The 10555-nt window shown below is 54.1% G+C and carries 6 protein-coding genes; all 6 read left to right on the top strand.

Features of this window, described 5'->3' with window-relative positions:
* Positions 1 to 432, top strand: a 432-nt coding sequence (locus tag HMPREF3140_RS08175) for an integrase core domain-containing protein (protein WP_139146156.1), incomplete at its 5' end; no start/stop codon positions are given.
* 352 nt (positions 433 to 784) lie between these two features.
* The gene (locus HMPREF3140_RS08170; protein ID WP_070552932.1) at positions 785 to 1690 is read left to right on the top strand and encodes a helix-turn-helix transcriptional regulator; all 906 of its coding nucleotides are present in this window, start codon (positions 785 to 787) and stop codon (positions 1688 to 1690) included.
* Positions 1690 to 4968 (top strand): helicase-related protein, encoded by a 3279-nt coding sequence (locus HMPREF3140_RS08165; RefSeq protein WP_070552931.1) that lies wholly within the window; start codon positions 1690 to 1692, stop codon positions 4966 to 4968. The genes HMPREF3140_RS08170 and HMPREF3140_RS08165 overlap by 1 nt, the downstream gene beginning before the upstream one ends.
* Entirely contained in the window at positions 4965 to 5666 is a 702-nt protein-coding gene (locus HMPREF3140_RS08160; RefSeq protein ID WP_070552930.1) for a DUF4391 domain-containing protein, read from the top strand. The genes HMPREF3140_RS08165 and HMPREF3140_RS08160 overlap by 4 nt, the downstream gene beginning before the upstream one ends.
* Positions 5663 to 8365, top strand: a complete 2703-nt coding sequence (locus HMPREF3140_RS29230; RefSeq protein ID WP_070552929.1) for an ATP-binding domain-containing protein — start codon at positions 5663 to 5665, stop codon at positions 8363 to 8365. Before HMPREF3140_RS08160 ends, HMPREF3140_RS29230 begins: the two co-directional genes overlap by 4 nt.
* A 75-nt stretch (positions 8366 to 8440) precedes the next feature.
* Positions 8441 to 10546 (top strand): site-specific DNA-methyltransferase, encoded by a 2106-nt coding sequence (locus HMPREF3140_RS08150; protein ID WP_070552928.1) that lies wholly within the window; start codon positions 8441 to 8443, stop codon positions 10544 to 10546.
* The last annotated feature ends 9 nt before the right edge of the window (positions 10547 to 10555 follow it).

The raw sequence follows: 10555 nt of genomic DNA, 5'->3' as shown, positions 1-10555 counted from the left end.
TTCACAAAGGAATGCCTGACGGTCACTGTTGCCTTTGGGATTTCAGGCGTGCAGGTCACGCGTATTCTGGACAGCATTGCGCTGTTTCGCGGCTATCCGGCGACGATAAGAACGGATCAGGGCCCGGAATTTACCTGCCGCGCACTCGATCAATGGGCCTTTGAGCATGGCGTGGAGCTGCGACTTATCCAGCCCGGCAAGCCGACACAGAACGGATTTATTGAGAGTTTTAACGGACGCTTTCGCGATGAATGCCTGAATGAACACTGGTTCAGTGACGTCAGTCATGCCAGGAAAACCATCAGTGAATGGCGTCAGGATTATAATGAGTACCGCCCGCACTCCGCGCTGAATTATCAGGCGCCGTCTGAATTTGCGGCGGCCTGGAGAAAGGGTAATTCTGATAGTGAAGGATCCGACATTACTAAGTGAGCGTTGTATCTAATCCTGGGGGCAGGTCACCAGGTAAGCGTTAAGTCACTGCGCCTTTGATCCCGCTCCCTGAGTAGTTAGGTTATCTTGGCCCCCTCCTCCGCAAACCAGATCAGTGGATAAGAGCAAATTGCCCGAGGGGCATTGGGCATTGGGCAGCAAGGTTTTATAGCTGGCTAGCATCAATCTAACGATATAGAAACATCAGCCAATATGATGACTGTCTATGTTAGAGACATCATTTCTTGCTGTTACATAAGTATTATTGCATGATTATCATCAATTTGATTACAACCATGGCACTTTATGGATTACCGTATTCAATTTTCATTTTCCCATATAGTGATGATTCATGCCTAGTTCCCCTTCTAAGCGGCTTGAGGACTTGAGTCTGGTCCAGCGCGAGCGGCTGGCCTACATCGATTTTCGGCTCTACTTCTTCGGTGAGATCGGTCGCCCAGATCTGATTGAGCGCTTCGGCGTGGCTCCAGCAGGGGCGACACGCGATTTGGCTTTGTACCGGGAAATCGTGCCGCATAACATCACCTTCGATGGTAGCAACAAGATCTATCGCATCGGGCAGGCGTTTTCCCCGTTGTTCAAGCACGCATCGCAGCGCATTCTGTCGGCGCTGGCTCTAGGCTTTGGCGATGGCGTGAACGGCTCAATGCAGGCGCTGCTACCATGTGAATCCCCCGCAGCCCTGTGCATCCCCAAGATGGATGTGTTAGCAGCGATTTGCCGAGCCATCCACGCCAAGCGACCTGTCGCCATCCGCTACCACTCGATGAGCGGCGGCGAGTCCGAGCGGGTAATTGTGCCCTTTGCCTTGGTTGATACCGGCCTACGCTGGCACGTCCGGGCCTTTGATCGCAAGAGTAGAGAGTTTCGGGATTTCGTCGTTACCCGCATCGAAGCACCAACATTGCTCGACGAAGAGCCACAGGACAACGAACGACAGGATAACGACATCCAGTGGACGCGCATCGTCGAGCTGGATTTCGTGCCGCACCCGAGCGTTGAGCGGCCCGATATTATCAAGATGGACTACGGGATGACAGACGGTTCGATCAGAATGCGCGTTCGCGCTGCGGTGGTGGGCTATATGTTGCAGCGCTGGCGGGTAGACTGCTCACCCGATCATTGCCTTCGCGGACCGGAGTACCGGTTATGGCTCAAAGATCATCTCGCAATTTACGGCGTAAAAAATGCCTTACTGGCACCAGGCTATAGCGCCACTAAGAAGGCTGACTATTAATGGAACTGATCGACAATATCAACCGTCTGCTCGGAGACGACCTAAAGCAGACGCTCAAACCTGGTGCTCGCCTGAAGATCGCCGCCTCCTGCTTTTCGATGTACGCGTTCGAAGCGCTCAAAGCAGAGCTGGAAAAAATCGACGAGCTGCAATTCATCTTTACCTCGCCGACGTTTACCGCTAACGAGGTTACCGACAAGATTCGCAAGGAACGCAGAGAATTCCACATACCGAAGGCTGACCGCGAACGGAGCTTGTACGGGAGTGAGTTCGAAATTCATCTGCGTAACAAACTGACCCAGCGCGCAATTGCAAAAGAGTGCGCGGACTGGATGAGGCGCAAGGCAACATTCAAGTCCAATCGCAGCAAGGCACCGATGCAGCAGTTTACTTGCATTCAGGCTGCTGCCGCAGATACTGCCTACATGCCACTGCACGGCTTTACCGCCGTCGATCTCGGCTACCAGCAGGGCAACGCTGTATCCAACTTTGTCAACAAGATGGACGAGCCGACGTTTACGGCGACCTACCTCAGTCTGTTTAACCAGATCTGGCAAGACCCCGAGAAGCTGGAGGATGTAACGGCGCAGATCTGCGACCACATTGCGTCCGTCTACCAGGAAAACTCGCCCGAGAGTATCTACTTCCTGATGCTCTACAATATCTTCAATGAGTTTCTGGACGACATCAACGAGGATGTCCTGCCGAACGACCGCACGGGCTATCAAGATACGCTCATCTGGAACAAACTCTTCAATTACCAGAAAGATGCTGCCACCGGGATCATCAACAAACTTGAGAACTACAGCGGCTGCATCTTGGCCGACAGCGTAGGCTTGGGCAAGACTTTCACCGCGCTGGCCGTGATTAAGTATTACGAACTGCGCAACAAGTCAGTTCTGGTGTTATGCCCCAAGAAGCTGGCGGACAACTGGCTGAACTACAGCCGTAACCTCAAGACCAACATATTTGCTCGCGACCGGTTCAACTACGACGTGCTTTGTCATACCGACCTCAGCCGTACGAGCGGTGAGTCGTTCGGCACACCGCTGAATCGCATCAACTGGGGCAACTACGACCTCGTCGTCATCGACGAGTCGCACAACTTCCGCAACAATGACGCCTATAAGGACAAGGAGACCCGCTACCAGAAGCTGATGAACAAGGTCATCAAGGAGGGCGTGAAAACCAAGGTGCTGATGCTTTCGGCTACCCCGGTGAACAACCGCTTCAATGACCTGCGCAACCAACTGGCACTGGCCTACGAAGGTGATTCCGAAAACCTCAACAAGAAGCTGCGTACCGGCAAGACGGTAGAGGACATTTTCCGTGGTGCGCAGGCTAGCTTCAATGCATGGGCAAAGCTTCCACCGGAAGAGCGCACAGCGCGAGCCATCCTGGACTCGTTGGACTTCGACTTCTTCGAATTGCTCGACAGCGTCACCATCGCACGCTCGCGCAAGCATATCCAGACTTTCTACGACACCAAGGAAATAGGCCAATTCCCCGAGCGCCGCAAACCCTTGTCGTTCCACTGTCCGCTCACGCAGCGAACAGATGTGATGAGCTTCAACGAGATCTTCGAGCAACTGTCTTTGCTCAAGCTCGCCGTTTATGCCCCGATCAGCTACATCCTGCCCAGTCGACTCAAGAAGTACGAGGAGATGTATGACACTCAGATCGCAGGGAAAGGCAAGCTTAAGCAAGTCGACCGCGAAAAGAGCCTGCAGGCATTGATGACGACCAACCTGCTCAAACGCCTGGAAAGCTCAATTGAGTCCTTCCGCTTGACGCTCCAGTCCCTGCGCGCGAACCACACGAATACGTTAGCCAAGATCAGCACTTTCAATCAGACTGGCGACCTCGGTGGCATTGACAGCAGAATCAATGACCTGACCGACCAGTTAGAAAACCTCGAAGCGGACGATGACTTGCATAACATTGGCGACAGCGAGATTGGCGGCAAGGTCAAAATCAGCCTCGCCGATATGGACTTGCCTTCTTGGGAGCACGAGCTGAAGGTCGATCTGGAAATCATTGATGCCTTGCTGACGTCGATGAACAAGATCACGGCTGCCGATGATGCCAAACTGCAGCATCTCAAGACACTGGTTCTGAAGAAGATCGCAGCACCGCTGAATCCTGGCAACAAGAAGGTGCTGATCTTCACCGCCTTCGCCGACACCGCTGACTATCTGTATGCCAATTTGGCTCCGGAATTGCTGGCCACACAGACCTTGCACAGTGCGAAAGTCACCGGCAAAGGGGCGCCGAAGAGCACGCTCAAGAAGAACTATGACTTCCAGGAGCTGCTCACCCTCTTCTCGCCACACTCGAAGGAGAAAGCGATCGTGCTGCCAAATGAGGCGGCAGAGATAGATTTGTTGATCGGCACCGATTGTATCTCTGAAGGCCAGAACCTGCAGGACTGCGACTACCTCATCAACTACGACATCCACTGGAATCCCGTGCGGATCATCCAGCGCTTCGGCCGTGTGGATCGCATCGGCTCACCCAACAGCAGCATCCAACTGGTTAACTACTGGCCAGACATCTCGCTCGACGAATACATCAACCTGAAGGAACGGGTTGAGAGCCGAATGATGATTGCCGATGTCACAGCCACCGGTGACGACAATGTGCTGAGCGCCCAAGCCAACGATGTGTCTTATCGCAAAGAGCAATTGCGACGTCTGCAAGAGGAAGTGATTGAGCTGGAAGACCTGAAAACCGGAGTGTCAATTACTGATCTAGGGCTCAATGACTTCCGAATGGACTTGCTCAACTATGTGAAGGTCAATGGCGAATTGAGCAACGTGCCAAGCGGGATGCACGCCGTAGTGCCTGCCAAGCCGGAGATGGGCCTACGCCCGGGTGTGATCTTCACGCTACGCAACCGGAATCCAAGCGTCAACGTCAGTCAGCACAATCGCCTGCACCCTTATTACCTCGTCTACATTAATCGCGAGGGGGAAGTCATTCACGATCACACCGAAGTCAAACGTTTGCTGGATCTGGTTCGCACCTGCTCCAAGGGACAAACCCAGCCTATTACAGATGCCTGTCTCCTGTTCAATAAGGAAACGGCCGATGGCCGCAAGATGCAGATGTATTCGGACCTGCTTGGCAAGGCCATCCGCTCAATGATCGAGGTGAAGGAAGAGAAGGATCTGGACAGCCTCTTCTGCAGCGGAAAGACCACCGCGTTGGTCAATACTATCGTCGGACTGGACGACTTCGAACTGATTACCTTCCTCGTGATTCAGGAGGCCGGATGAGTCAGTCTGCGCGATTTGAGTCGAATACCGCGTTCATCAACTATCCGAAGCAGGCTGTCTTTGCTCGTACCCTGCCAAAGAATAAGATCTACGAACACAGCGGCGCCAATACAAGGCTGAAGGACTTGTTCGTCGAGCAGGTGGAGCAGATCGTCTGGCAATACAAGTTGGCTCCAGAAACGATCAACCTGCCCGCCAGGCCGGGAGTACCAGAGCTTCAGATTTTCTCAATCCAGCTCAAGACATCGGAGCTGAATCTGGACGTTTTGCGTTGCATCGATGGCGCGGTGCAGTTTCCCATCATCTTCGAGCTGAGCTTTAATGGCCGAACAAAGGTGATCGCTGCATACAAAAGACCGAATGAGTCAGACGCCAGCCGTTGGGTCATGAGTGACTACTTTACGACAGCCTGGTTGCCGAGTGACTGTGAGCGCGCCGCCATGCCTTTAGCACTCGACCTGGGCGGCTTGTATGAGCAGACGCTTCACCGCCTAATCCCCATGCCTGCGCGCCCACGAGAAAGTCTCGCGGACGTGGTCGCACGTGTCGAACTTGTTGCAGCCAAGCAGCGTGAAGTTGAGAAAGCTGCCAGTAGACTTGCCAAAGAAAAGCAATTCAACCGCAAAGTAGAGATCAACGCGCATTTGCGGCAGCTTAAAAAAGAACTTGAAGAATTGACCGGGAGTGAGAGTGCATGACACAGAGCTTGAATGATGAGTCAAGGATACACATCGAGCAGATCGCTGGTGAAGCGTTGGCGCAACTCGAAAGCATCGCTGAAACCGCTAGGGGCAAGCTGCACGATGGGCGGACATTGGGCTCAGAAGCGTTGGCAAGTATCAATACGATGACGTCTAGCTCGGCTATTCAGAATCTAGGTCAGATTAGCCAAGTGAATAGAGAGAGCTATCAGACCTTGGCATCTGAGCCAGCTATTGCTCGTGTCGTTGCTGAGGACGACACAGGAAATCGACAGACGTTCTATATCTGTCGGGCAATTCCTTTAACAGGATTTATCAATCACACTAGTTATCGAACAGAAAAAGGACGACTTGCATCCCTACCTGTTGGAGCAGAGCTGGAGCTCAAAGATGGCAGTTATTTAACCGTCATTGAGCGAGCACATCTCCGCCCCAATGCGCTTGCCGATGGGTGGGACTCTCGTGACACCGTCGTTGAAGCCGAGCATTTTGGGCCGTTCACCATCGAGTCGCTGCGTGCGCTGCTGACCGAGGTCGCGGGAGAAGAAGTCACCGAAGACATTCTTGCCCAATTGCTGGCCGAGGAGTCAGTCAAGGCCAACATCATCGACGGCGTTCGCCGCAGCGTCATCACCAAGATGGGACTGCGTGATCAGCCTATCCTCGATCAATATCAAGATGAGATTTTCCGTCGCCCTATCGACAATCGTCTTTTGATCCTGGGCCCGCCTGGTACTGGCAAGACGACTACTCTGATCCGCCGCCTCGGCCAAAAACTAGACACCGCCTTCCTAGAAGAAGGCGAACAACGTCTGGTTGAAACAATCGCCTCAGCCCAAGGCATTGCGCATGCCAACAGCTGGTTGATGTTCACGCCCACGGAATTGCTCAAGCAGTACCTCAAGGAGGCATTTGCGCGTGAAGGAGTTCCCGCCTCGGATCTGCGCATCAGAACGTGGCAGGACTATCGACGCGAGCTGGCCCGAAACGTATTCGGCGTCCTCAGAAGGGCTTCCGGTGGCGGTACCTTTGTTCTGAAAGACGGACTGACCAGCATGACCGATGCCGCACTAGAGCACCCCATTCAATGGTTTGACGATTTCGATGAATGGCAGCGCAAGGCCTATGTGCAGGAACTGCGTGAAGCAGCAACCCAGCTCCACGATGCCAAAACGCCCGACGTCTTAAGTCTCGGCGCATGTCTGCAAGACATCTTGTCGCGCGCGGCCGATGGCGCACTGGCGGCGATGTTTGGCTCGCTGTCGGTGGAGATTGCCAAAGTGCAGGCACTCGTCAGCAGCCTGAAGGAAGGCTCGGACGCCAAGATCAAAGCCGCACTCAACCTGCAGCTCAAACGCAACCGAGCTTTTCTGGATGAGTTGGCCCGCATGATCGACAGCCTCCAACAAGGGCAAGCGACTGAAGCGGACGACCAGGACGACCCGGATGCCGATGAAGAAGAAGACACCACAGCATCCCGCACAGGCCGTACCGCGGCGCTCAATGTCTACATGCAAGCGGTACGCGCCCAAGCCCGGGCAGCAGCATCCAAGCGCACAGTCAGCAAAACCTCTCGCAATGGCAAAATCATCGAGTGGTTAGGGGAGCGTGGTCTGACAGAAGCGGATCGCGTTGAGGTGGGTGCAAGTCTTCTGGTGCAGGCCAGTGCACGCCGCTTCGTTAATCCGGTCAAGCGCTACCTCGAGGGCATCCCGAAGCGCTACCGTGCATTCAGGCGCGAACGCCAACCGGTAAACACCTGGTATCGCCACGAAGGCTTTGAGGCGCGCGACATCCATCCACTCGAATTGGACATCGTCTTGCTCGCAATCTTGCGCGGCGCAGGCGACCTGATCAGTCGGCCCAACGTTCAGCGCGACATAGATAGTCCCGCGTGGTCATCGCTCCAGCCCATTCTGGGGCATTACTGCAACCAGATCCTGGTGGATGAAGCCACGGACTTCTCGCCCATCCAGCTGGCGAGCATGGCGGCGCTGACGCATCCGCGACTGCGCTCATTCTTCGCCTGTGGCGACTTCAATCAACGCCTGACCACCTGGGGCGCACGCTCCGTCGACGACTTGAAGTGGGTCTTCGCCGATTTCGATATCAAGGAGATCACTGTCTCCTATCGGCAGAGCAAGCAACTGAACGATTTGGCCCGCGCCATGATCCGCGCTGTCGGTGGCACCGAGCAAAACGCCAGCTTGCCAGCGCATATGGACAGCATGGGCGTTGCGCCAGCCTTGCTGGAGCACGCGACCAACGCAGAAACCATTGTCGGTTGGCTAGCTGATCGCATTCGCGAGATTGAGCGCTTTGTCGGCCAGTTGCCATCCACCGCCATTTTTGTGAACACCGAGGACGACGTTGCTCCGTTGGCCGACGCGCTGAACATCACCCTGGCCGAGCACAACATCCAGGTCATCGCTTGCCGAGAGGGCCAGGCTGTGGGGCAGGAAAGCAACGTGCGCGTATTCGACATCCAGCACATCAAAGGCCTGGAGTTCGAGGCGGTGTTCTTTGTCAGCATTGACCAGCTCGCCACACTGCATCCGGCGCTATTCGACAAATACCTGTACGTCGGCACTACCCGGGCGGCCACCTACTTGGGTGTGACCTGCCAGGGCAGCTTGCCCTCCGCCATCGAAAGTCTGCGCCCGCACTTTTGCCAGGACTGGCAACAAGGCGACTGAACCTACAAATACGAATTCGAATTGTGAGCCGCTATGCCTTTTCTATAAAAAGCATAGCGACCAGAGGAAAAGAACATGGAAAAGCTAAAAATGCATTCACCCAATCTCACGCAGGACAACATCGCCCGCATTCGCGATCTGTTTCCTGGCTGCGTCACCGAAGCCAAGGGCGAGGACGGCAGCGTGAAGTTGGCAGTGGATTTCGACCAGTTGCGGCAAGAGTTGGCCGAGTCGATTGTGGAAGGTCCACAGGAACGCTACCACCTGAACTGGCCGGGCAAGCGTGAAGCCTTGCTTACGGCCAACGCGCCGATTGCCAAAACGCTGCGCCCTTGCCGCGAGGAGAGCGTGGATTTCGATACCACGAAGAACCTATTCATCGAAGGCGATAACCTTGAAGCGTTAAAGCTGATGCAGGAAAACTACCTCGGGAAAGTCAAGCTGATCTACATAGATCCTCCCTACAACACAGGGAAAGACTTCATCTACCACGACAACTTTACGGCATCCAAAGAAGCATTTGAGATAGTTAGTGGCGAGCGTAATGAAGAAGGTGGTCGACTCGTCAGCAACCCGGAAACGCGTGGTCGGTTTCATACTGACTGGCTGAATATGATCTATCCGCGCTTGACGCTGGCCAAGAGGCTGTTAAGCGACGATGGGCTCATTCTGATTAGCATTGATGACGCTGAGCAGGCTTCATTGCGCCGCGTCTGCGATCAGGTATTTGGCGAGCAAAACTTTATTTCCCAACTCGTGTGGGAAAAGGGCCGGAAAAACGACGCAAAGTATTTTTCCGTTGGGCATGAATACATGCTCATCTACGCCAAGGACTTGGTGTTACTCCGAGAGCGCGGTGAGGTCTGGCGGGAAGAAAAACCTGGTGCACGGGAAATTTGGGCTGAATTTCTGCGGCTCCAGAGCATTCATGGCGAAGATTATGTCGCGATGGAAGCAGCAATAAGCAAGTGGTATTCGGACCTGCCCAAAGGTCACCCATCAAAAAAATGGGCGCGTTATAAACGCGTGGATAAGAATGGCCCATGGCGTGACCGTGATATTTCTTGGCCAGGTGGTGATGGCCCGCGTTATGACGTTATTCACCCAGAAACCAAGCAGCCATGTGTGGTGCCGGAAGCCGGATGGAGATATTCATCTCCTGATGAAATGCAACGCCAGATCAAGCTTGGGCTTGTTGAGTTTCGCAAAGATCACTCAGAACCACCATTTCGTAAGGCGCACATTCGCCCCATTCCTGATGAGGCGGTTGAAGATCAAGTTGATGGCGATGATGAAAGCGGCGATGAAGAGGCCGATGCTGAACTTGCAACTCAGGTGCGCGGCTCGTACTTCTACAAGCAGTCCCAGGTGGCTGTGAAATACCTGCGCAAGCTAATGGGAGCAAAAGTATTCAGTAACCCGAAAGATCATGACGAGCTTGCTCGTCTGATTGAATACATGACGCCGCGTAACCGGGAAGCCATCATTATGGATTTCTTTGCTGGTTCGGGAACAACAGCAGAAGCTGTGTTGAGGGCTAATGCTGCCTATGGCACCAACCACCGTTTCATTGTCGTGCAGCTACCGGAAAGTCTTGAAGATGCCTTGACCTCAACAACAGGAACGGCAAAAAAGACTGTTCAAGCGGCAATTAATCTCCTGAAAAAGAGTAGTCGTCCGTTGTTGCTTTCGGAGGTAACAAAAGAGCGCATTCGTAGGGCCGGTGAAGCCACATTGAAGGAAGACACACACGAGGAATGGAAGAAAGATATTGGCTTCCGTGTCCTCAAAATCGACACCTCCAACATGGCCGACGTCTATTACACACCCGACGCGCTGGACGAGACTAACCTTGACCTGTTCGTGGACAACATCAAGCCTGACCGCACGCCTGAGGATCTGCTGTTCCAGGTAATGCTAGATTGGGGCGTCGATCTGGTCCTGCCAATCGCCAAGCAGTCCATCCAAGGTAAGGACGTGTTCTTTGTCGATGGCAATGTGCTGGCAGCCTGCTTCGACACCAGCGGCAGCATCGACGAAGCCTTTGTGAAGGAACTGGCCAAGCATCAGCCTCTGCGTGTGGTGTTCCGCGACGCGGGGTACAAGAACAGCGCGGTCAAGATCAACGTCGAGCAAATTTTCAAGCTCGTGTCGCCCGCCACCGAAGTGAAATGCATCTGAGGGGCATGT

It is taken from the genome of Klebsiella sp. HMSC16A12, from assembly GCF_001808265.1.
GTDB classification, from domain to species: Bacteria; Pseudomonadota; Gammaproteobacteria; order Enterobacterales; family Enterobacteriaceae; genus Klebsiella; species Klebsiella pneumoniae.
Note: the sequence above shows the minus strand (reverse complement) of the source record. Positions and strands in the feature narration are given on the sequence as shown.